General features: G+C 71.3%; 18 protein-coding genes. All 18 read right to left on the bottom strand.

The window, feature by feature from the left end:
- Nucleotides 1-1,593: a serine/threonine-protein kinase gene (locus AC4F3Q_RS00645; protein WP_491038328.1), complete on the bottom strand. Its 1,593-nt coding sequence runs from the start codon at nucleotides 1,591-1,593 to the stop codon at nucleotides 1-3.
- Nucleotides 1,593-2,774: an FHA domain-containing protein gene (locus AC4F3Q_RS00640; protein ID WP_168446368.1), complete on the bottom strand. Its 1,182-nt coding sequence runs from the start codon at nucleotides 2,772-2,774 to the stop codon at nucleotides 1,593-1,595. The genes AC4F3Q_RS00645 and AC4F3Q_RS00640 overlap by 1 nt, the downstream gene beginning before the upstream one ends.
- Nucleotides 2,771-3,631 carry a PP2C family protein-serine/threonine phosphatase gene (locus tag AC4F3Q_RS00635; protein ID WP_168446369.1) on the bottom strand — a complete coding sequence of 287 codons (861 nt, stop codon included), beginning with the start codon at nucleotides 3,629-3,631 and terminating at the stop codon, nucleotides 2,771-2,773. Before AC4F3Q_RS00635 ends, AC4F3Q_RS00640 begins: the two co-directional genes overlap by 4 nt.
- A gap of 12 nt (nucleotides 3,632-3,643) precedes the next feature.
- Nucleotides 3,644-5,278, bottom strand: a complete 1,635-nt coding sequence (locus AC4F3Q_RS00630; protein WP_491038327.1) for an RDD family protein — start codon at nucleotides 5,276-5,278, stop codon at nucleotides 3,644-3,646.
- Nucleotides 5,279-5,411: 133 nt separating this feature from the next.
- Nucleotides 5,412-6,437 carry a polyprenyl synthetase family protein gene (locus AC4F3Q_RS00625; protein WP_491038326.1) on the bottom strand — a complete coding sequence of 342 codons (1,026 nt, stop codon included), beginning with the start codon at nucleotides 6,435-6,437 and terminating at the stop codon, nucleotides 5,412-5,414.
- Nucleotides 6,434-8,221 carry an NADH-quinone oxidoreductase subunit NuoN gene (gene nuoN, locus AC4F3Q_RS00620; RefSeq protein ID WP_491038325.1) on the bottom strand — a complete coding sequence of 596 codons (1,788 nt, stop codon included), beginning with the start codon at nucleotides 8,219-8,221 and terminating at the stop codon, nucleotides 6,434-6,436. The genes AC4F3Q_RS00625 and nuoN overlap by 4 nt, the downstream gene beginning before the upstream one ends.
- Nucleotides 8,218-9,756: an NADH-quinone oxidoreductase subunit M gene (locus tag AC4F3Q_RS00615; RefSeq protein ID WP_491038324.1), complete on the bottom strand. Its 1,539-nt coding sequence runs from the start codon at nucleotides 9,754-9,756 to the stop codon at nucleotides 8,218-8,220. The genes nuoN and AC4F3Q_RS00615 overlap by 4 nt, the downstream gene beginning before the upstream one ends.
- 17 nt (nucleotides 9,757-9,773) lie before the next feature.
- Nucleotides 9,774-11,750, bottom strand: coding sequence for an NADH-quinone oxidoreductase subunit L (gene nuoL, locus AC4F3Q_RS00610; protein WP_491038323.1), 1,977 nt, complete (start codon nucleotides 11,748-11,750; stop codon nucleotides 9,774-9,776).
- Nucleotides 11,751-11,757: 7 nt separating this feature from the next.
- The gene (nuoK, locus tag AC4F3Q_RS00605) at nucleotides 11,758-12,057 is read right to left on the bottom strand and encodes an NADH-quinone oxidoreductase subunit NuoK (RefSeq protein ID WP_168446375.1); all 300 of its coding nucleotides are present in this window, start codon (nucleotides 12,055-12,057) and stop codon (nucleotides 11,758-11,760) included.
- On the bottom strand, nucleotides 12,057-12,881 hold the full coding sequence (locus AC4F3Q_RS00600; RefSeq protein ID WP_491038322.1) for an NADH-quinone oxidoreductase subunit J: 825 nt from the start codon (nucleotides 12,879-12,881) through the stop codon (nucleotides 12,057-12,059). Before AC4F3Q_RS00600 ends, nuoK begins: the two co-directional genes overlap by 1 nt.
- The gene (nuoI, locus tag AC4F3Q_RS00595; RefSeq protein ID WP_350308714.1) at nucleotides 12,878-13,528 is read right to left on the bottom strand and encodes an NADH-quinone oxidoreductase subunit NuoI; all 651 of its coding nucleotides are present in this window, start codon (nucleotides 13,526-13,528) and stop codon (nucleotides 12,878-12,880) included. The genes AC4F3Q_RS00600 and nuoI overlap by 4 nt, the downstream gene beginning before the upstream one ends.
- The gene (nuoH, locus tag AC4F3Q_RS00590) at nucleotides 13,521-14,906 is read right to left on the bottom strand and encodes an NADH-quinone oxidoreductase subunit NuoH (protein WP_168446377.1); all 1,386 of its coding nucleotides are present in this window, start codon (nucleotides 14,904-14,906) and stop codon (nucleotides 13,521-13,523) included. Before nuoH ends, nuoI begins: the two co-directional genes overlap by 8 nt.
- Nucleotides 14,903-17,518, bottom strand: a complete 2,616-nt coding sequence (locus tag AC4F3Q_RS00585) for an NADH-quinone oxidoreductase subunit G (protein ID WP_491038321.1) — start codon at nucleotides 17,516-17,518, stop codon at nucleotides 14,903-14,905. The genes nuoH and AC4F3Q_RS00585 overlap by 4 nt, the downstream gene beginning before the upstream one ends.
- Complete coding sequence (gene nuoF, locus AC4F3Q_RS00580; protein WP_491038320.1) at nucleotides 17,515-18,852, bottom strand: NADH-quinone oxidoreductase subunit NuoF; 1,338 nt, start codon at nucleotides 18,850-18,852, stop codon at nucleotides 17,515-17,517. The genes AC4F3Q_RS00585 and nuoF overlap by 4 nt, the downstream gene beginning before the upstream one ends.
- Nucleotides 18,849-19,682 (bottom strand): NADH-quinone oxidoreductase subunit NuoE, encoded by an 834-nt coding sequence (gene nuoE, locus AC4F3Q_RS00575; protein WP_491038319.1) that lies wholly within the window; start codon nucleotides 19,680-19,682, stop codon nucleotides 18,849-18,851. Before nuoE ends, nuoF begins: the two co-directional genes overlap by 4 nt.
- Nucleotides 19,679-21,043 carry an NADH-quinone oxidoreductase subunit D gene (locus AC4F3Q_RS00570; RefSeq protein ID WP_168446381.1) on the bottom strand — a complete coding sequence of 455 codons (1,365 nt, stop codon included), beginning with the start codon at nucleotides 21,041-21,043 and terminating at the stop codon, nucleotides 19,679-19,681. Before AC4F3Q_RS00570 ends, nuoE begins: the two co-directional genes overlap by 4 nt.
- Nucleotides 21,040-21,828, bottom strand: a complete 789-nt coding sequence (locus AC4F3Q_RS00565; RefSeq protein WP_491038318.1) for an NADH-quinone oxidoreductase subunit C — start codon at nucleotides 21,826-21,828, stop codon at nucleotides 21,040-21,042. Before AC4F3Q_RS00565 ends, AC4F3Q_RS00570 begins: the two co-directional genes overlap by 4 nt.
- A complete protein-coding gene (locus AC4F3Q_RS00560; RefSeq protein ID WP_168446383.1) occupies nucleotides 21,825-22,376 on the bottom strand; it encodes a NuoB/complex I 20 kDa subunit family protein in 552 nt (183 codons plus the stop codon). Before AC4F3Q_RS00560 ends, AC4F3Q_RS00565 begins: the two co-directional genes overlap by 4 nt.
- Nucleotides 22,377-22,383: the final 7 nt, after the last annotated feature.

Genomic DNA, 22,383 nt, shown 5'->3' with positions numbered 1-22,383 from the left:
TCATGGGTAGCACGCGCGCGCAGGAGAAGTCGACACCCGGCCGTCGGTCCTCACGACCGACACCTCGATGCACACGCTGTCTTCACCCTCGGGGAGCTCGACGGTCGCCGACGGTGACACCGTCACCTGCCGTGCGTCAGTCTCGTCGTCCACGCCCCACAGGTAGCGGTCACCCTCCTGCGGGTCCGGGTTCACCCACGAGAACAGCACCGAGCGCTCGCCGCTCAGCGCCCCGACGAGGTCCGTCGGTACAGGCACGACGGTCGTGCCGACCGTCGTCGCCGACGGGGTGGGCGCCGACGTCGTCGGCCCCGTGCGCGGGTCACCGGTCGAGAGCACCGCCGCAGTGACGAGCACGCCGACGACGACGAGCGCCGACGCACCCACGCCGAGGCGACGCCACGTGCGACGCCGCGCCTCCGCCGAGCCGGGACCGACGTCGTTCGGGGTGTCCGGGACGCTCGCCCCCATCGCGTGCCGCCCGACGGACGCCTGGCGGGCTCCCTCGGGCAGCGGCGGCGGCGCCAGGTACGTCGGCACGGGCGCCGCGGCCGCAGGCGGCGCCGTGTCCACCTCGACCGTCGACGCGGCCGTCGGCGCGCTCGTCGTGCTCGACACGGTCGGCGGCTGGACCGGGTCGATGCTCGTGATCGGACGCAGCCGCGTCACCTCGCCCTCGGCGAGCCCCGGGACCGGCGCGCGCACGACCGTGCGCTCGAGGTCCTCGGGGACGTCAATCTGCGTGACCGTCAGCCCCATCGACCGCTCGACCTGCTGCAGCGCCTGCGCGACGGCGTACGCGGTCGGGTACCGGCGCACCGGGTCCTTGCTCATCGTCCGAGCGAGCAGCGCCTGCAGCCCGGCCGGGACGTCGTCCCGGTCGATGTTCGGCAGCGGGCTGCGCTCGATGCGGTTGATGAGGTCCGCGGGCCCGTTCGGCTGGCCCGGCACCTCGAACGGGGAGCGGCCAGCGAGCATCGAGTAGATCGTCGCGCCGAGCGAGTACACGTCGCCACGCACGTCCCCCTGCGGGTCCTCGGCGAGGAGCTCGGGCGGCGACCACGGGATCGACATGCCCGTGCCGGCAGCGCTGTCGCCACCCATCGTCGCGGCGATGCCGAAGTCGGTGAGCGCGGGGTACCCGTAGTCGGTCGTCAGGATGTTCGCCGGCTTGATGTCACGGTGCAAGATGCCCAGGCGGTGCGCGGCCTCGACGGCGGACGCGAGGCGCACGCCCGTGCGCAGCGCCTCCGTGACCGTGATCCGCTCCGCGCGGTAACGCGACCCGAGACCGGGGCGCGAGCAGTACTCCATGACGAGGAACGGCCGGCCGTCCGCCGCGATGTCGGCGTGGTGGATCGTCACGATCGACGGGTGGTGCGAGAGCTGCGCCATGAGGTTCGCCTCGACGAAGAACCGCTCGCGCGTCGCCTCGTCGATCGAGCTCGCGAGGAGCACCTTGACCGCGACCGACCGCTGCGGCAGGTCCTGCCGGTACTCGAAGACGTCGGCGAAGCCGCCGAGCCCCAGCAGCCGCACGTACTCGAAGCCGGGGATCGCGGGCGGGGTCGACGCCTCTCGACGCGCCCTCATCAGGAGCGCACCACCCGGAACGTCACGCCGTCGCCGATGTCCACCGTCGCGTCAGGGCTGATCTCGACCGGGACGCCGGGACGCACGCGCTGCGGCGCCTGGCCGCGCGCGTGCAGCACCACACCGTTGGTCGAGTCGAGGTCCGTGACGAAGACGCGCTGACCTTCCTGGACCACTTGCGCGTGCGTGCGCGAGATGTCGTGGTGCGGGCTCGGCACCGTCACCAGCCGCGGCAGGTCGCGGTTCGCGACGCGGCTGACGACGGGCGCGCGCCCGATGAGGACAGCACGGTCGAGCGTCACGACGAGACCGCTCGACATGACGAGCTTCGCGGGCGCGATCTCCGTCGGCACCGCAAACGGGCCGGGCACCTGCGGGTGCGCCCAGCTCGACAGCGAGCGCCGGATCTCGACGAGGTCCGAGCTGAGGATCGTCTCGCCGTCGTGGTCCTCGACGGCACGGACGCGAGCACCCGCCTGGTGCGCGGGTGGCGGCGTCGGAGCCGGCGGCGACGGGACGGACGGGCTGGGGGCCGTCGGCACGGAGAACGGCTGCGCGTCGACGCGCACCCTGGTCGCCTCGACGTCCTCACGGAGACCGGCCGGCATCGAGAGGATCGTGTCGCCGTACAGCTCTTCCTCGAGCTCCGCGTCGCCCACCGCAGCAGCGCCACCGATCGAGCTCGCGGGCAGGGAGACGGACAGGCGCAGGTGCACGGTCACGCACGCCGCGGGGACCACCCCGGCGAGCACGGTGTACCCGGTACCGCGGCGGGCCGACGCACCCGTCGGCGCCTCCTCGACGGCGCGGACGGTGAACTCGTCGACGTCCGCCCACTCGACCCCCACCCACGGCACGTCGGCCGTACCGGCCGCGCGCAGCCGCGAGTCGTCGCCGAGCACGGTCGACGCGTCGAGCGCCCGACCGCCGACAGCCTCGAGCTCGACCTCGCCCCTCAGGTACGCGCGCACCGTCGGCCCCGACATCTCGACGAGTCCGAACGCGCCGTGTGCGCGGCTGCCCGTGAGCACCGGCAGGAGCGCGTCCATGCCCTCGCCGGCACGCAGCATGTCCCACACCGCGTCGAGGACGGAGGGCAGCGTGCCCTCCGGGAGGAGCGCGACGCAGCCCTCGGCGACGACGGCGACCCAGCGGCCAGGAAGGTACCGGGGGACGATCATCGTGCCCCTCCCTCATCACCGCGCGGCACGGTGCTGCCGTGCAGCTCCTCGTTCCACGCAGCGCCGTCGGGCCCGTGCAGCGGCACCCGGTCTGCGTCCTCGATCCGGCCGCGCGTGATCGTCGCGTCCTCGGCGGGCAGCCCGCCCGGGAGCGCGACGACGTCGACGACGACGACGGTCACGTTGTCGCGGCCACCGCTCTCGACGGCTGCGCCGACGAGCCAGTCCGCGGCGACCTGCGGGTCGTCGAACGACCGCAGACCGTGCTCGATCGTCGCGTCCGTCAGCTCCGTCGTCAGGCCGTCCGAGCACAGCAGGAAGCGGTCCGCCGTGGAGACGGGCAGCAGCCAGTAGTCCGGCTCCGGGAGCGAGCCGGTGCCGACCGCACGCGTGATGACGTGACGCTCCGGATGGTTGCGCGCCGTCGCCGCGTCGATCTCGCCCGAGTCGAGGAGCTCCTGGACGACCGAGTGGTCGACCGAGATCTGCTCGAGCCCCGCCTCGCCGAGCCGGTACACGCGCGAGTCTCCGACGTTGAACACGAGCCAGTACTCGCCGTCGTCGATCACCGTGAGCGCGGCGCCCGCGACGGTCGTCCCGCCCGTGCGGTCCCCGAGCGCCTCCCGCATGCGGGACGCCGCGCGGATGATCGCGTCGTGCACCTGCTCGGTCGTCGCGTGGTCACGCCCGATGAGCGACGTGAACTCGTCGACGACGACCCGGCTGGCGACGTTCCCCGCGTCGTGACCGCCCATGCCGTCAGCCACCAGGAACACCGGCGGGTAGGCCAGCAGCGAGTCCTCGTTGATCGACCGGACCAGTCCCTGGTCGGTCGCGGAGCCCCAGAGTGTGCGCACGTCTCTCCTGGCTCAGTCGTTGCGGTGGACGAAGGACGCGGAGTAGTCGCCGAAGGTCACGGTCGCCCCCTCGGGGAGACGCACGACCTGGTGCTCCGCGCAGATGATCTGCTGACCGTCGGTGAGCGTCACGACGGTGCCGTTCGTGGACCCGCGGTCGACGACCCACACGCCGTCGGCGTCGACACCGACGAGCAGGTGGGTCTTGGAGACCGACCGGCCCGGGTCCTGGACTCGGACGAGCTGCCCGATGCTCTCCTCGGGTGCCGGGGACGGGTTCCGGCCGACGAGCACGGTGTCCGTGATGGTCATCTCGGTGCCGTCAGAGATGCGCAGGAGCGCCGACGGCGGGATGTACGCGGTAGCAGCGCGGTCCCGCGGCGGGTCCGTGCGCAGGCGCGTCATCTCGGTCTCGTCGTCGAGCTCGACGTACGGCTCGGACGGTGCGAGGCGCGCAGGAGCCGCAGCGGCGACCGGCGGTGCCGCGGGCGGGGCGGCCGCGGCACGGCCGGCCGGTGCGTGCGGTGCCGCATACCCGAAGTGCGGGACGGCGGTGATGACACCTGTGTCTGGCGCGGGCACGGCCGCCGTCGGGGCGGTCGACGCGCTCGCACCGGATCCCGGGGCGTCCGGAGACATCTGGGGCGCCGGGGCTGGCACGGGGGCAGACGCGGGCTGGACGTGCGCGGCCGCGGCGGGTACGGCAGGCAGGGGCTGGGCGGCCACGTGCTGCGCGAGATGTGCAGGCTGCTCGACGGGTCCGGGGGGCGGTGGCACCGGGGACGGCGCGGCCGGGACGGGCGGCGGCGGGAGGGGCACAGGCCGAGACGCGGCCTGAGGGAGGGGCGCAGGCTGCGGGACAGGCACCGGCTGCGGGACTGGCACCGACGCGTGCGTCGGAGCCGTGGTCTGCGGCTCGCCGAGGTAGGCGGGCAGGGTCGGCACCCCGCTGCGGGTCGCAGGGGGCGGCGGGACCGGGGCGTGGGCCGACGTCGAGGCAGGCACGGGAGCCGGGACAGGAGCAGACGCGCCCGGGGCGGGGGGCACCGCGAACGGGACCGAGGCCACCGTGGGCTGGGCGCCACCGGGTGGGGGCGGCACCATCTCGTCGTTGCCGCGGGCGACGCGCTCCGCGCGGCGACCCGCATCGTCCGCGGGCGCCTCCGTGACGGCCGTGCTCGCGGCGCGGTCGTGCCAGCCGCGCAGCCTGCCTGAGCTGTCGAACAGCGGTGACAGCAGACCCACGAGGATCCCACCGGTCGCCCCCAGGACGAGCTGACGCAGCAGGAACCGGCCCATGCCGACGGGCTGGCCCGTGAGCTCGTCGAGCACCCGGATCTTCACGAGGCGCTTGCCGATCGTGTAGCCGCGCGTGCCGCCGAGCCACCACTGCACGATCCCGAGCACGAAGGTGAGCAGCATGCCCAGACCGACGGTCACCGGGGGCGCAGGCGCGACCACGCCGATGTCCCCCGCCGCGGTACGCCGGGCAGCGTCGAGCACGTCGAGGTACCAGGGCGCCACGAACGGCACGAGCAGGACCCACGACAGGAACCCGTCGATGAGGAACGCAGCCACGCGCCTGCCGTACGACGCTGTCGTCAGGCTCGGCGCCGAGGGGCCCCGGGATGAGTACCGTGCATTCACCTGTGGAAGTCCTGTCCCTGTTCACCGTCGATGCGACTGACTGCCGGCTGTCGCGAGAGCACCGCTCGAGAACCGGCGCACCGCGGAATCAGGTTACACGGCAGCCCGGCGAGCGCCTCTTGGCGGCCACAGGTCAGGAAGCCCGGTCGACCAGGGCGTTCGCGAACGACTCGAGGGCTGCCCGGACTGGTCCCTCGGGAAGCCCCGCGACCTGGTCGACAGCGTCGCGCGCCCAGCGCGTCGCGACCTGGCGGGTCTCCTCGACCACGTCGTGCCGGCGCAGGCGCTCGACGACGCCCGCGAGGACCTCGTCCGAGCTCAGGTCACCGTCGAGCAGGGCGACGAGCTCAGCGTCCTCGGCCGACCCCTCCCCCGACGCGACGCGGGCCCGCAGCAGCAGTGTCGGCATCGTCGGCACGCCCTCACGCAGGTCCGTGCCGGGCGTCTTGCCCGTCACCTCCGCAGGCGAGGTGAGGTCGATGACGTCGTCGGCGAGCTGGAACGCCACACCCACCCGCTCGCCGTACTCCGCGACCATGTCCGCGTACGCCTCGTCGGCACCCGCGAACCACGCACCGAAGCGCGCGGAGGTCGCGAGGAGCGACGCCGTCTTGTCCGCGAGGACCTGGATGTAGTGCGCGACCGGGTCGTCACCCTCACCCGGGCCGACAGACTCGCGCAGCTGGCCGAGGCACAGCCGCTCGAACGTGCGCGCCTGCAGCTCGACCGCCTGCGGGCCGAGGCCCGCGACCGTGAGCGACGCGCGTGCGAAAAGCAGGTCGCCCGTGAGGATCGCGACGTTGTTGCCCCACAGCTCGTGCGCCGCGGGAGCACCGCGACGCAAGGGTGCGGAGTCCATGACGTCGTCGTGGTAGAGCGACGCGAGGTGCGTCAGCTCGACCACGACCGCAGCGTCGAGCACCTCGGTCGCGTCCGCCTCGCCCAGCTCGGCGCACAGGAGCGTCAGCAGCGGCCGCAGCCTCTTGCCGCCCGCGCTCATCAGGTGCCGCGACGTGGCGTCGGCGAGCGAGTCGGCGTGGCGGGCTGCGTCGTGCAGGCGCTCCTCGACCGAGGCGAGACGGGTAGCGAGGCGCTGCGCGAGGGCGTCGTCAGGAACGGGGAAGCCGACTGCGCCGCGGGCGTCGTGGGAACGGGTCACGGTATGAACTTAGCCGCCTCAGCGACCAGATCGAGAACCGGCCCCGGGAAGACACCGAGGACGATCGTCGCGATCGCGCACACGGCGATCGACACCCGGCTGCCGACGGAACCCTTGAGCACCGTGACGCCGCCGCTGGTCCTCAAGGGCGCCGTCGCGAGCTGCAGCCCCACGCCCGCCTCGCGCGGCTCGCCGACCTCCGACGTGACGGCCTCGGCCGCGACGACCTCGGCCGCAGCGCCGTCCGCCTCCGTGTCGTCCGCCGGGGCGGGGTCCACGAAGAACATCAGCACGATGATGCGGACGTAGAAGAACACCGCGATCGCGGAGCACAGGACACCGACGAGCGCGAGCCACCACAGGCCCGCGTCGACCGCGACCGAGAACGCCGAGAACTTCCCGATGAAGCCTGCCGTGAGCGGGATGCCCGCGAACGACAGCAGGAACAGCAGGAACGCGCCCGCGAGCCACGGGCTGCGCTTGCCGAGCCCCGTCCACTGGGACAGGTGCGTCGCCTCGCCGAGGACGACGACCTCGCCTGCGGCACCAGAGGCCGGCGCGGTTTCCCGGACGAGGTGCACGACGGCGAACGCGCCGACCGTCGCGAGACCGTAGGCCAGCAGGTAGAAGAGGATCGCCGGGAGCGGAGCCATGTCGAGCACCGCAGTCGGGTCCAGAGCCTGGACCGAGCCCACCGCGACCAGGACGAAGCCCGCGTGCGCGATCGACGAGTAGGCGAGGACGCGCTTGACGTCGTGCTGGACCACCGCGACGACGGACCCGACCAGCATCGTGAGGATCGCGACGGTCCACAGGCCCACGAGGAGGGCGTCCTGCGGCTCGGGCAGCATGAGCGGGATCGTCCAGTACGCGACGCGCACGGCGACACCGAACGCCGCGAGCTTGGTGCAGGCCGCCATGAAGCCCGTGATCGGGGTGGGCGCACCCTGGTAGACGTCGGGCGTCCACTGGTGGAACGGCGCCGCGCCGACCTTGAACAGCGCACCGACGAGCATCATCAGGACACCGGTGACGAGCAGGCCCGTGAGCCTCGTGCCGTCGTCAGCGCCAGTCATCGACGCCTGCATCGTGTTGAGGCCCGCGCCGAGGATGTCGGTGAGGCGGAGCTTGCCCGCCCAGCCGTACACGAGGGCCGCACCCATGAGGAAGATCGCCGACGCGAACGAGCCGAGCAGGAAGTACTTGAGCGACGCCTCCTGGCTGAGCAGGCGGCGGTGCCGCGCCATGCCGACGAGGACGTACAGCGGCAGCGAGAGCACCTCGAGCCCGATGAACATCGTGATGAGGTCGCCTGCCGCGGGCAGGACCATCATGCCGCCGACGGCGAACAGGAACAGCGGGTAGATCTCGGTCTGCTCGAGGCCCTTGCGACGCGCGAGCTCCTCGTAGTCGCTCCCCGGGACCGCCGCGGCCGTCGGGGCGAAGGCCCCGCCGCCCGGCGTGCGGTCGGCGACGACCAGCAGCGCGAGCGCCGCGATCACCAGGATGATGACCTGCAGGATCAGCGAGAAGTACGTCAGGACGACAGAGCCACCGAGCACGAGGAGCACCGGCGTATCGCTCGAGAGCCGCGACCACTGGGCACCCATCATGGCGGCAGCCGCGAGGAGCACCACGAGGCTCAGCGTGAGCTGGACGGGCCTGCGCAGGCGGGCCGGGAGGAGCGCCTCGAGGAGGACCCCGAGCACACCCCCGCCGAGCACCAGGATGTACGGGGCCAGAAGGAACCAGTCGACCGTCGGTTCGACGAAGACGGGGCTCATGAGGCGCTCCCCTCGGAGGCGTGCTGGGTGGACACGGTCACGTCAGCGGGCTGCTCGACGAGGTCGAGCGCCGGACGCGGGTAGAAGCCGAGCACGAGCATCAGGACGATGAGCGGGGCCACGACCCAGCGCTCGCGCCCGACGGCGTCGGGAAGCTCGGTCAGGCCGTCACGCGGCGGCCCGGTGAAGATGCGCTGATAGGTCAGCAGGATGTAGAGCGCCGCGAGGATGACGGCGGTCGCGGCCACGATCACTGCGGCGGGCGCCGCGCTGTACGAACCGATGAGCACCATGATCTCGGAGACGAACGGCGACAGGCCTGGGAGCGAGAGCGCCGAGAGGCCGGCCACGAGGAACACGCCCGCGATCACGGGGACGACGCGCTGCAGGCCGCCGTAGTCGGAGATCCGCTGCGAGCGGCTCGGGTGCCGCGCGACGATCATGCCCGCGATGAGGAACAGCAGCCCCGTCGACAGACCGTGGTTGACCATGTAGAACGACGCGCCCGCGACCGAGGTCTGCGTCGTCGCGAAGATGCCGAGCACGATGAACCCGAAGTGCGATACCGACGTGTACGCGATCAGGCGCATGAGGTCGGTCTGGCCGAGCGCGAGGAGCGCGCCGTAGATGATCGACACGACCGCGAGGACGATGACGACCGGTGCGGCCCACGCGGACGCGGCCGGGAAGAGCGGGAGGCACAGGGTGAGCATCCCGAACGTACCGACCTTGTCGAGCACGCCGACGAGGAGAGCCGACGTGCCGGCGGGAGCCTGCTGCGCGGCGTCCGGCAGCCACGTGTGGACGGGGAACATCGGGGCCTTGATCGCGAACGCGAGGAAGAAGCCCACGAACATGAGGCGCTCCGCCGTCTGCGACAGCTCGAGGCCCGTGAGGCTCTCCACGAGGAAGCCCTCAGCACCGCCGGGGCCGTGGATGTAGAGCGCGATGACCGCGACCAGCATCACGAGACCGCCCGCGAGCGAGAACAGCAGGAACTTCACCGCGGCGCCGCGGCGCTGAGCGCCGCCGAACGCACCGATCATGAAGTAGATCGGGATGAGCATCGCCTCGAACACGACGTAGAACAGGAAGACGTCGCGCGCCGCGAAGATGAGCGTCATGAACGCCGCCGTCACGAGCGTGAGCGCGAGGTAGTGCCGCAGCTTCTCGACGTCGTCGCCCTGCTCCCGCCATGCAGCGAGGATCACGAGCGGCACGAGCACGACGCCGAGGGCGACGAGCAGCAGCCCGACCCCGTCGACGCCGACCGCGTAGCTCGTGCCGATCTGCGGGATCCACGAGTGCTGCTCGTAGAGCTGGTGCGAGCCCGCCGCCGACGTGTCGAACGCGAGGAACGCGCCGACGAGGAGACCCACGTTCACCAGCGAGAAGCCGAGCGCGGTGGTCCGCACGTGCTGGCGCGCACCGCGGGGCAGCGCCCACACGACGACGGCACCCACGACGGACACGAGCACGAGGGCCGTGAGCCAGGGGAAGGAGGCGGTGACGTTCTCGGTCACGAGGTTGTCCATTTCTCTCGTCGTCCCTCTCAGCCCTGCACGGCCAGGACGACGACGGCGATCACGAGGACCCCGGCGAGCATCTCGGCAGCGTAGGAGCGGACATATCCGTTCTGCAGGGCGCGCAGCGCCCGACCCAGCCCCGAGGAGCCGCGGCCCAGCCCTGTGAAGGTCGAGTCGACGAGCGTGCGGTCGCCGTAGACGAGCGACCTTGTCAGGTACTGGCCGGGGCGCATCACGAGCGACTCGTTGACCGTGTCCTGGTAGAGGTCCTTGCGGGCCGCCCGCGTGAGCAGGGATCCGCGCGGAGCCTCGACCGGGACGGTCGCCGCCGCGTACTGGCGCCACGCGAGGAACGCACCGGCGAGCACGAGGATGAGCGTCGCGACCATGATCACGGGGACCGGGAGCACCGGCTCGTGGTGCTCGACGTGCCCGGTGACCGGCTCGAGCCAGCCGACGAAGGCGTTGCCGATCGTGAGCAGGCCACCGAGGGCGACGGAACCGACCGCGAGCAGGATCATCGGCGCGGTCATGAGCGCAGGCGACTCGTGCGGGTGCTGGTCCGGGCCCGTGCCCTCCTTCTCGCTCGTCCACCGCTTCTTGCCGTGGAACGTCATGAAGAACAGGCGCGACATGTAGAACGCCGTGATGCCCGCGCCGAGCAGGGCGACCGTGCCGAAGACCCACGGCTGCCAGCCGTCACCGACGAACGCCGACTCGATGATCTTGTCCTTGGACCAGAAGCCCGAGAACGGCGGGACGCCGAGGATCGCCAGCCAGCCGAGACCGAACGTGATCCACGTGATCTTCATGTACGCGGACAGCCCGCCGAAGCGACGCATGTCGACCTGGTCGTTCATGCCGTGCATGACCGAGCCGGCACCGAGGAACATGCCGGCCTTGAAGAACCCGTGCGTCAGCAGGTGGAAGATCGCGAACGCGTAGCCGATCGGGCCGAGGCCCGCGGCGAGCATCATGTAGCCGATCTGCGACATGGTCGACGCGGCGAGCGTCTTCTTGATGTCGTCCTTCGCGCAACCGACGATCGCCCCGAACAGGAGCGTCACGGCACCGACGATCGCGACGACGAGCAGAGCCGTCGGCGCGAGGTTGAACACGGGCGCGGAGCGCACGATCAGGTAGACGCCGGCCGTGACCATGGTTGCGGCGTGGATGAGCGCGGAGACCGGCGTCGGGCCGGCCATCGCGTCGCCGAGCCAGGCCTGCAGCGGGAACTGCGCCGACTTGCCGCACGCGGCGAGGAGGAGCATCAGCCCGATCGCGGTGAGCTGTCCCTCGGACGCGCTCGGCGCGCCGTCGAACACCGTCACGAAGTCGACGCCACCGAACGTCGCGAACATGAGCATGAGCGCGACGATCATGCCGACGTCCGCCACGCGGTTCATGATGAACGCCTTCTTGGCGGCCGTCGCGTAGCTCGGGACGTGGTTCCAGAAGCCGATGAGCAGGTACGACGCGAGGCCCACGCCCTCCCAGCCGACGAACAGCAGGAGGTACGAGTCTGCGAGGACGAGCAGGAGCATCGCCGCGACGAACAGGTTCAGGTAGGCGAAGAACCGCCGCCGGTTCTCGTCGTGCTCCATGTACGCCACCGAGTACAGGTGGATCAGGGAGCCGACGAACGTCACGAGCAGGACGAACGTGAGCGACAGCGGGTCGATCCGCAGGCCTGCCGCGAGCGACAGGTCGGACGTCGAGATCCAGTCGAAGAGCTCGAGGTCGCGGACGCGGTCCGCAGCCGGGTACCCGAGGAGGCTCACGAGGAGCGAGGCCCCCAGCACGAACGTCGCGACCGAGGCGAGCAGCCCGAGCCAGTGACCCCAGCGGTCGGAGCGACGGCCGAGCACGAGCAGGATGCCGGCGCTCAGCAGCGGGATCGCCACGAGCAACCAGGCGCTGGTCTGCACCGCGCCGCTGGCCGCCTGGGCGGAACCCTCGACGAACGCGGTGGACTGCGCCGGGAACGGGAGCAAGGTCAGCATCGTCGCCTCAGCCCTTCAGCAGGTTCACGTCGTCGACCGAGGACGACTTTCGGGTGCGGAAGATCGCCACGATGATCGCGAGGCCGACGACGACCTCTGCGGCCGCGACGACCATCACGAAGAAGGCGACGACCTGGCCGGTGAGGTCCCCGTGCATGCGCGCGAACGTCACGAACGTCAGGTTGGCGGCGTTGAGCATGAGCTCGACACCCATGAACGCGATGATCGCGCTGCGCCGCGTGAGCACGGTGATCGCGCCGATCGCGAAGAGCACCGCCGCGAGGTACAGGTAGTTGGTGAGCTCCATCAGGCGTCCCCGTCCCGCTCTGCGCCAGGCCTGGCGCTCTCGTTCCCGCCCTCGGCACCCGCCGCGATCGCCGCGGGCAGGTCGCCCGACCCGATGAGCGTCGTGACCTGGCTCGAGAGCCCCTGCTCCTGGCCGCGGATGCGCAGGACGCGCGAGACCGACGCCTCGATCGGGTTCCCGTACGGGTCGAGCGCAGGGACGTCCATCGCGTTGTGCCGTGCGTACACGCCGGGAGCCGGCAGGTTGACCAGGTGCTGGCCCGCCGCGACGCGCGCGTCGGCGCGCTCGGCCTGACCGACCTTGCGTGTCAGGCGACGGCGGTGCGTGAGCACGAGCGCGGCGAGCGCGGCCGTGACGAGCAGCGCCGCGACGACCTCGATCGCGAACACGAAGTCGCTCATGAGGACGCGGGCGATCCCGACCGGGTTCGTCTCGCTGTTGGCCCCTTGGAGGCCCGCTGCGGGAGCGAACGTCGCGCGGGAGATCACGGAGATCAGCAGCGCGCCGAGCCCGATGCCGAGGAGGCCGCCGATCCAGCGCTGGCCGCGGATCGTCTCGACGGCCGACGTCGACGCGTCGACACCGACGAGCATGAGCACGAAGACGAAGAGCATCATGACCGCGCCCGTGTAGACGACGATCTGCACGATGCCCAGGAACTCCGCCTCGTTCGCGAGGTAGAGCACCGCGAGCCCGATCATCACGAAGATCATCGACAGGGCCGCGTACACCGCCTTGCGGGCGAACACGAGGCCGAGGGCCGCGATCACCATGAGGGGGCCGAGCACCCAGAAGAGCACTGCCTCCCCGGTCGACGTGGTCATCGTGCCCCTCCGTCCGTGGCGACGTCGGCCGGCTTCGCGGTCTCGAGCGTCGGCTCGTCGGGACGGTGCTCGCGGACCCACGCGACCTGCGCCGCGGTGGGCGCCGTGACCTCGCCCCGGTAGTAGTTCGTGTCCTCGGTGCCCTCGACCATCGGGTGCGGACCGTTCAGCATGCCCTCGCGCAGCGGGGCGAGCAGGTCCTCCTTCTCGAAGATCATCCCGGCGCGGGTCGGGCCTGCGAGCTCGTACTCGTTCGTCATCGTGAGCGCACGCGTCGGGCACGCCTCGATGCACAGACCGCAGAAGATGCAGCGCAGATAGTTGATCTGGTAAACGCGGCCGTACCGCTCGCCGGGCGACACGTGCGCGCCGTCGGGCAGGTCGGCGTTGTCGGCGCCCTCGACGTAGATCGCGTCCGCGGGGCACGCCCACGCGCACAGCTCGCAGCCGATGCACTTCTCGAGGCCGTCGGCATACCGGTTGAGCTGGTGGCGGCCGTGGAAGCGCGGCTTCGTGGGGACCTTCTCGAACGGGTACTGCTCGGTCACGGTGGGCCGGAACAGGTTCGAGAACGTCACGCCGAAGCCCGCGACCGGGGCGAGCAGCTCGCCCAGCGGACCCTTGGGCTTGGGGCTGAGGTCACTCACCGGGGTCTCCCTCCGTCGTCGTGCTGGTATCGGCAGCGGGCGCCGCCTCGATCACCGTCGTCGCAGCCGCCGTGGCGGCCGCAGCGCGCCGAGCGGCACGCGGCGACGGCGGCAGCTTCTGGCCGGGTAGCGGCGGGACCGGGTAGCCGGCGGCGAACGCGTCGAACGGCTCCGTCTCCTCGGCTGCTGCAGGCGCGGGCTTCTTCTCGGGGATGACGAACCCGAGCAGGAGCGCGACGACCGCGATGCCGAGGAAGAAGTAGATGAACGTACGGTTCGAGATCGTCGAGAACTGCGAGAAGCCCTGGTAGATCGCGACGAGGGTCGTCCAGCCGAGCGCGACCGGGATGAGCACCTTCCAGCCGAGCTTCATGAACTGGTCGTAGCGGAAGCGCAGCAACGTGCCGCGCACCCACACGAAGACGAACATGAAGATCCAGACCTTGATGATGAACCACAGGACGGGCCACCAGCCGGTGTTGAACATGCCGTCGTTGATCTCGGTGAGCGGCCACGGCGCCTGCCAACCGCCGAAGAACAGCGTCGTGGCGACCGCAGACACGTTGAGCATGTTGATGTACTCCGCGAGGAAGAACCACGCGAACTTCATCGACGAGTACTCGGTCATGTACCCCGACACGAGCTCGCCCTCGGCCTCGGGGAGGTCGAACGGGAGTCGGTTCGTCTCACCGATCATCGAGATGATGTAGAGGACGAACGACGGCAGCAGCGGCAGCGCGTACCAGATGCGTTCCTGGTTGGTGACGATCTGCGACGTCGACATCGAGCCGGCGAGCAGGAACACCGACGCGAGCGAGAGACCCATCGCGAGCTCGTAGGAGATCACCTGCGCCGTCGAGCGGACACCACCGAGCAGCGGGTACGTCGAGCCGGACGACCAGCCACCGAGGACGATCCCGTACACGCCGATCGCGGCGACCGCGAGGATGTACAGCACGGCGACCGGGAAGTCGGTGAGCTGGGCGGGCGTCCAGAAGTCCGTGAAGGGGATGCGCACCTCAGGCCCGAACGGGATGACCGCGTAGACCATGAGCGAGCAGAACACCGAGATCATCGGCGCGATGAGGTAAACGATCTTGTCCGCGGCGCGGACCGTGATGTCCTCCTTCATGAGGAGCTTCATCGCGTCGGCGAGCGCCTGGAACAGACCGAACGGGCCGTGCACGTTCGGTCCCGGGCGCACCTGCATGCGGCCCACGAGGCGCCGCTCGAACCACAGCGCCATGAGGACGCTGAGCAGCAGGAAGACGATGATCAGCACCGCCTTGACGAGGTACACCCAGGGGTTGTCGTTGCTGAAGTCCGCGGCGATCCCCGGGACAGCGGGGGTGGCCGTCGGCAGCAGGAGCGCGCTCATCGTGCCTCCACGTCGTCGTGCTGAGGTTCGTCCACGCCGGTCGCCGCGGGGACCGCGGCGATCGCGACGAGGCTGCCTGAGTCGGCGCCGAGCGCGTCGCGCACGGCGCTCGTGCCGGACCGGGTGGGCAACCAGACCACGTGGTCCGGCATGTCCGTGCGCACGACCGGCAGCTCGATCGCGCCGCGGTCGGTCGAGACGCGCACGAGCGCGCCCTCGGCGATGCCTGCGGCCTCCGCGGTCGCCGCGGACAGGCGCGCGACGGCGCGGCGCGCGGTGCCGGCGAGGTAAGGCTCGCCGTCCTGGCCGCGCCCTGAGTCGAGCTGCAGGCGCCACGTCGAGAGGACCGCGGTGCCGGGCGCGACCGCGGGCGGCTCGGCCGTCTCGACGGCCGGGGCCTCGACGCGGGTGCCGTCCCAGAGGCCGAGCGTGTCGATCTCCTTGCGGACCTGCTCGCCCGTCGCGAGCCCGAGGTCGACGCCCATCTCACGGGCGAGCGAGTCGAGCACGCGGTGGTCGGGCATGAAGTGGGAGTCGAGCGCCTGGCGGAAGACGCGGACGCGGCCCTCCCAGTTCCAGAAGGCGCCCGCCTTCTCCTGCGGCGGAGCCACCGGCAGGACGACGTCCGCGAGCTCGGTGACCTCGCTGCGACGGACCTCGAGGGACACGACGACGTCTGCTGCGGCGAGCGCGTCGCGCGCCGCCTGCGGGTCGGGCAGGTCAGCGAGCTCGACGCCACCGACGATCGCACCCCGCAGAGTGCCGTCGGCGAGCGCCGTGAGGATCTGCTCGGCGTTACGGCCCGCCGTCTCCGGGAGCTGCGCGACGCCCCAGTGGGCTGCCATGTCGACGCGTGCCGCGGCGTCGGCCACCGGGCGGCCGCCCGGCAGGAGGCTCGGCAGGGTGCCAAGCTCGACACCCGCACGCTCGCCGATACGGCGCGGGACCCACGCGAGACGCGCTCCCGTCGCCGTGCTCAGCCGGACTGCCGCGGACAGCGCACCGGGGACACCGGCGAGGCGCTCGCCCACGAGGACGATCGCGCCCTCGGTGCGCACGGCTTGCGACGCGGCCAGGATCGCTGCGTCCGCGTCGGACGGGACGCCGTCGGCGAGCGCTGCGAGGATCTCGCCCTCGGTGCCCGGCGCAGCCTTGACGAGGCTGCCGTCGAGACGCTCGATGCCGCGCGTCGCGAACGGCGCGACAGCGTGCACGGTCGTGCGACCCGCCTGCGTGCCCTTGCGCAGCCGCAGGAAGACGATGCCGCCCTCCTCCTCGGGCTCGAGCCCGACGAGCAGGACCGCGGGCGCCTTCTCGAGGTCGCCGAGCGTCACGTCGATGCCACGGCCGGCGACGGCGTGGGCGAGGAAGCCCTCCTCCTCGTCGGAGGCGGGACGGGCACGGTGGTCGACGTCGTTCGTGCCGAGGGCGACGCGCGCGAGCTTGCCGTACGCGTACGCGTCCTCGATCGTCAGACGGCCACCGGGCAGCACGCCGACGCCGCCGGCGTCGCGTGCGGCGGCCAGCGCGTTGCCCGCTACCTCGAACGCCTCGACCCACGACGCGGGGCGCAGCTCGCCGCGCGAGCCGTCCGCGGCGCGGTCGCGCACGAGCGGGGTGGTCAGGCGGTCCGGAGCGGTCTGCCAGCGGAACGCGAAACGGTCCTTGTCGCTGATCCACTCCTCGTTGACGACCGGGTCGTCCGCCGCGAGGCGACGCATGACGGCGCCGCGGCGGTGGTCGATGCGGATGGCGGAGCCGTTCGCGTCGTGCTCGGCGACGGACTCGGTCGAGACCAGGTCGAACGGGCGCGAACGGAAGCGGTAGGCCGCGCTCGTGAGCGCGCCGACCGGGCAGATCTGCACCGTGTTGCCCGACCAGTACGACGCGAACGGGCGACCGGACTCGTCCTCGTGGGCCGCGCCGACCGTCGGGCCGCCGTCGGCCGTCTCGGTCGGCTCGAAGCCGAGGATGCCCTCGTCGAACGTGCCGATCTGCTGGCGCGCGCCGCGCTTCTGCAGGTCGATGAACGCGTCACCCGCGATCTCGCGGGTGAAGCGCGTGCAGCGCTGGCACAGGATGCAGCGCTCCCGGTCGAGAAGGATCTGCGTCGAGATCTTGATCGGCTTCGGGAACGTGCGCTTGATGTCGATGAAGCGGCTCGTCGGACGGCCGTTGCTCATCGCCTGGTTCTGCAGCGGGCACTCGCCGCCCTTGTCGCACGTCGGGCAGTCGAGCGGGTGGTTGATGAGCAGGAGCTCCATCACGCCGTGCTGCGCCTTGTCCGCGACGGGCGAGGAGTGCTGCGTCCCGACGACCATGCCGGGGGCGACCTCCATCGCGCACGACGGCTGCGGCTTCGGCATCGGGCGGACGTTGCCCTCGCGGTCCGGCATCGCCACGTCGACGAGGCACTGGCGGCACGCGCCGACCGGCTTGAGCAGCGGGTGGTCGCAGAAGCGCGGGATCGCGATCCCGATCTCCTCCGCCGCGCGGATGATGAGCGTGCCCTTCGGCACGGACGTCTCGACGCCGTCGATCGTCAGGGTGACGAGGTTCGGGTCGACCGGCACGGCGTCGGCGCCTGCGGTCTTGTCCGTCGTGGTGGTCATGCGTGCACCGCCCCTGCTGCGGCGCCGGAACGGCGCGGGGTGTAGTCGAACAGCGCGGAGCGCTGCGGCGGGAACAGCTCGCTCGCGGGCGACGTCATGCCTGCCTCGAACTCCTCACGGAAGTACTGGATCGCGGAGGTGACGCACGACGTCGCGCCGTCACCGAGCGCGCAGAACGCGCGGCCGAGGATGTTGTCGCACAGGTCGAGCAGCGTCTCGATGTCGCCCTGCTGGCCCTTGCCGTCGACGAGCCGCTGCAGGATCTGCTTGAGCCAGTACGTGCCCTCGCGGCACGGCGTGCACTTGCCGCAGGACTCGTGCGCGTAGAAGTCGGTCCAGCGGGACACGGCCCGCACGACCGACGTCGTCTCGTCGAAGATCTGCAGGGCGCGCGTGCCGAGCATCGAGCCGGCCGCACCGACCGACTCGTAGTCGAGCGGGACGTCGAGGTGCTCGGCTGTGAAGATCGGTGTGGACGAGCCGCCCGGGGTCCAGAACTTCAGCTCGTGGCCCTTGCGGATGCCGCCCGCCATCTCGAGGAGCTCGCGCAGCGTGATGCCGAGCGGTGCCTCGTACTGGCCGGGCCGCTCGACGTGGCCCGAGAGCGAGAAGATGCCGTGGCCGGTCGAACGCTCCGTGCCCATCGCCCGGAACCAGTCGGAGCCGCCCTGGACGATCGCGGGGACGGACGCCACGGACTCGACGTTGTTAACGACCGTCGGGCGGGCGTACAGGCCCGCCACGGCGGGGAACGGCGGCTTGAGGCGCGGTTGGCCGCGGCGACCCTCGAGCGAGTCGAGGAGCGCGGTCTCCTCGCCGCAGATGTAGGCGCCCGCGCCCGCGTGCACGGTGACGTCGAGGTCGTAGCCGGTGCCGTGGATGTTCTTGCCGAGGTGGCCCGCGGCGTACGCGTCCGCGACCGCCTTGAGGAGACGGCGGTAGACGTGCACGACCTCGCCGCGCACGTAGATGAACGCGTGGTGGCAGCCGATCGCGTAGCTCGTGATCGCGACACCTTCGACGAGGACGTGCGGGTTCGCGAGCATCAGCGGGATGTCCTTGCAGGTGCCCGGCTCGGACTCGTCGGCGTTGACGACGAGGTAGCGGGGGCCTCCGTCAGGAGCGGGCAGGAAGCCCCACTTCATGCCGGTCGGGAACCCTGCGCCGCCTCGGCCGCGCAGGCCGGAGTCCTTGACGAGCTGCACGAGCTCGGCGGGGTCCGTGGCCAGCGCCTTGCGGAGCGCCTCGTACCCGCCGGAGCGGGTGTACGAGTCGATCTGCCAGGGCTTCTCGTCGCCCCAGCTCGCCGTGAGGACGGGGGTGAGCGTGGTCATCGCTTCTCCTCGGGCTCGGACTCGGGACCACCAGGGGTGACGTCCGCCTCCGTGGTGGGCTTGCGCTCGGCGGACGACTGCTCGCCCCCGGTCTGCGGCGCGGACTCCGCGGCTGCGGCGTCCGGCGTCGTCGTGGCGTCCTCGGCGGCGGCGCGCTCGGCCGCGTCGAAGGACGGCGCGGACCAGCCCTGCTCGCGCGCGACCTCGAGGCCGGCGAGGCTCGCGGGCCCTGCGGCCGGGCCCTCGTCGGCGTGCTCGTCGAGGAAGCCCGCGAGGGTGCGGGACACGTCCTTGAACGGCTGGACGACGTCGGGGCCGCGCGACGGCCGGACGTCCTCACCGGCGAGGATCGCGTCGACGACCGCGGCAGCCGACTCGGGCGTCTGGTTGTCGAAGAACTCCCAGTTGATCATCATCACGGGCGCGTAGTCGCACGCCGCGTTGCACTCGACGCGCTCGAGCGTGATCTTGCCGTCCGTCGTCGTCTCGTCGTGCCCGACGCCGAGGCGCTCGCTCAGGCGCTCGAAGATCTCGTCGCCGCCCATGATCGCGCACAGGGTGTTGGTGCAGACCCCGACCGTGAACTCACCGTTCGGCCGGCGCTTGTACTGCGTGTAGAACGTCGCGACCGCCGACACGGACGCCGTCGTCAGGCCGAGCGTCTCGGCGCAGAACTCGATGCCGTGCCGCGACACGTAACCGTCCTGGGACTGCACGAGGTGCAGCAGCGGCAGGAGCGCCGAGCGCGCCTGCGGGTAGCGGGCGACGATCTGCGCCGCGTCCTCGTCGAGGCGCGTGCGCACGTCTGGTGCGTATCCGGTCTGGGTCATCGGTCCACTCCTCCGAGCACCGGGTCGATCGAGGCGACGGCGACGACGACGTCGGCGAGCTGGCCGCCCTCGCACATCATCGAGACGGCCTGCAGGTTGTTGAAGGACGGGTCACGGAAGTGCGCGCGGTACGGGCGCGTCCCGCCGTCGGACACGAGGTGGACGCCGAGCTCGCCGCGCGGCGCCTCGACGGACTGCCACACCTGGCCCGCCGGGACCCGGAAGCCCTCCGTGACGATCTTGAAGTGGTGGATCAGGGACTCCATCGAGGTGCCCATGATCTCCTTGATGTGGTCGAGCGAGTTGCCCTGACCGTCCCCGAGGACCGCGAGCTGGCCTGGCCAGGCGATCTTCTTGTCGGCGACCATGACCGGGCCGGGCCCGAGGTTCTCGAGGCGCACGAGCGCCTGCTCGACGATCTTGAGCGACTCGTAGCACTCCTGGAAGCGCAGCGCGACGCGGTCGTACGCGTCGGCGCCGGTGCTCGTCGGCACGTCGAAGTCGTACGTCTCGTAGCCGCAGTACGGCTTCGCCTTGCGCACGTCGTACGGCAGGCCGGTCGAGCGGAGCACGGGGCCGGTCATGCCGAGTCCCATGCACGCCGCGAGGTTGAGGTGCCCGACGCCGACGAGGCGGCCCTTGAAGATGGGGTTCGCCATCATCAGGTCGCTCAGCTGGCCGAGGTACTTCGCGACCGTCTTGTTCGCCGCGCGGATCTCGGGGATGACGCCCGGAGGGAGGTCGAGCGGGACACCACCGGGACGCACGAACCCGTGGTTCATGCGCAGGCCCGTGATCGCCTCGAAGATCCGCAGGATCTCCTCGCGCGCCGTGAAGGCGGTCGTCATGATCGTCGTCGCACCCATCTCGTTGCCGCCGGTGCCGAGGCAGATGAGGTGGGACGAGATGCGGTTGAGCTCCATGAGGAGCACGCGGATGACGCTCGCACGCTCGGGGATGTCGTCGGTGATGCCGAGGAGCTTCTCGACGCCGAGGCAGAACGCGACCTCCTGGAAGAACGGCGCGAGGTAGTCCATACGCGTGCAGTAGGTCACGCCCTGGGTCCAGGTGCGGAACTCCATGTTCTTCTCGATGCCCGTGTGCAGGTAGCCGATCCCCGCGCGGGCCTCGGTGACCGTCTCACCGTCGATCTCGAGCATGAGGCGCAGCACGCCGTGCGTCGACGGGTGCTGGGGCCCCATGTTGACGACGATGCGCTCCTCGCCGAGCCGGAGCGCCTCCTCGGCGATGTCGGACCAGTCGCCGTCGCCGTACGCCTCGAAGGTGGGGATGTCGCCGTCGGTCCCGGGCGCACCTGCGTCGCGGGTCGCGTGCGGTGCCGCAGAGGGTGCGGTGCTCATGAGTAGGACCTCCTCGTGTCCGGCGACGGGATGGTGGCGCCCTTGTACTCGACCTCGATGCCACCGAGCGGGTAGTCCTTGCGCTGCGGGTGACCGGGCCAGTCGTCGGGCATCTCGATGCGGGCGAGCGACGGGTGGCCGTCGAAGATGATCCCGAAGAAGTCCCAGGTCTCGCGCTCGTGCCAGTCGTTCGTCGGGTAGACCGAGACGGTCGAGGGGATGTGCGGGTCGGCGTCGGGCGCCGCGACCTCGACGCGCAAGGAGCGCGAGTGCGTCACCGACGTCAGGTGGTACACGGCGCGCAGCTCGCGGCCCGTCGCCTCCGGGTAGTGCACGCCCGAGACGCCGAGGCTGAGCTCGAAGCGCAGGTCCTGGTCGTCACGGAGCGCCTGGAACACAGTCACGAGCTGTTCGCGGTTGATCTCGAGCGTGAGCTCGTCGCGGTCGACGACGACGGCGGCGAGCGCCTTCGCCGCGAGACCCGGCTCCTTCTCCTCGAGGACCTCGACGAGCACGTCGACGACCTCGTCGAACCAGCCGCCGTAGGGGCGGGCGCTCGACCCCGGCATCGCGACCGGGCGGACGAGGCCGCCGAAGCCCGACGTGTCGCCGGAGCCGTGGATCCCGAACAGGCCGCGACGCTCCTCGACCACGTCGGCGCCGCGCAGGGTGCCCGGCTGGAGCGGGACCTTCACGTCGCCGCCCGGGGTCACGTCCCCGGGCGTCAGGTCGGAGCGCGTCACGTCGTCGCTCATGCCCTTGTCGGAGCGCGTCTCGTCGCTCATCGCAGCAGGCCCTTCATCTGGTGCGTGGGGGTCGCCTCGAGCGCGGCCGCCTCGACGGCCTTGACGATGTCGCGGCGGTGCTTCAGCAGCGGCTCGCCCTGGATCTGCTTGTGCAGCTCGAGGATCGCGTTGATCAGCATCTCCGGCCGCGGGGGGCAGCCGGGGAGGTAGATGTCGACCGGGACGACGTGGTCGACGCCCTGGACGATCGCGTAGTTGTTGAACATGCCGCCCGACGACGCGCACACGCCCATCGACAGGACCCACTTGGGCTCGGGCATCTGGTCGTAGACCTGACGCACGACCGGGGCCATCTTCTGGGAGACGCGGCCGGCGACGATCATGAGGTCGGCCTGGCGCGGCGAGGCGCGGAACACCTCCATGCCGAACCGCGACAGGTCGAAGCGCGAGGTGCCGGCAGCCATCATCTCGATCGCGCAGCAGGCGAGGCCGAACGTCACCGGCCACAGCGACGCCTTGCGCGACCAGCCGGCGAACTCCTCGACGGTCGTCAGCAGGAACCCTGAGGGCGCTGTCTCCTTGCTCATCGTTCTC

It is taken from the genome of Flavimobilis sp. BM9 (assembly GCF_058313055.1).
Note: the sequence above shows the minus strand (reverse complement) of the source record. Positions and strands in the feature narration are given on the sequence as shown.